Source organism: Campylobacter sp. TTU_617, assembly GCF_016599045.1.
In the GTDB taxonomy this organism is placed as follows: domain Bacteria; phylum Campylobacterota; class Campylobacteria; order Campylobacterales; family Campylobacteraceae; genus Campylobacter_D.
This window is the reverse complement of the sequence record NZ_JAENKV010000050.1, coordinates 1-471: the sequence shown is the minus strand read 5'-3', so window position 1 is coordinate 471 and position 471 is coordinate 1. Positions and strand designations below refer to the sequence as shown.

General features: G+C 18.7%; 1 protein-coding gene. It reads left to right on the top strand.

Annotated features, from left to right (window positions below):
- Position 1: 1 nt before the first annotated feature.
- The gene (locus tag GQV94_RS07650) at positions 2-313 is read left to right on the top strand and encodes an ArsC/Spx/MgsR family protein (RefSeq protein WP_325099665.1); all 312 of its coding nucleotides are present in this window, start codon (positions 2-4) and stop codon (positions 311-313) included.
- The last annotated feature ends 158 nt before the right edge of the window (positions 314-471 follow it).

Genomic DNA, 471 nt, shown 5'->3' with positions numbered 1-471 from the left:
AATCAAAAACTGCAATAGCGTTAAAAAAGCTATGGATTTTCTTACACAAAAACAACTTACTTTTGTTTTTAAAGATATTAAAAAAATAGATAATAACATTTTAAATTTATGGCTTTTAAAAAGAAATTTAAATGAATTAATTAATCTTTCTAGCACAAGTGCAAGAAAGCTTAATCTTAATAAAGAAAAACTTCAAAGTTTAAGCAAAGAAGAATTATTTGATCTTGTTTTATTAAATCCTACTTTAATTAAAAGACCAATTATAGAAATAAATAATGAAATTTTAATAGGAAAAGATTATGAGAAAATTTAATAAGTAATTATTTTTTATTTTTAAAATCTTATTATAAAAATAAAACAACCAACCCATCTCATTTAAAAACACTTCAAAGCTTTGTTCTAAAATTTAAACATAATTTATCAATGAAATTAAATTTTTAACACAGCTTTAATATTTATCATTAAATTGTT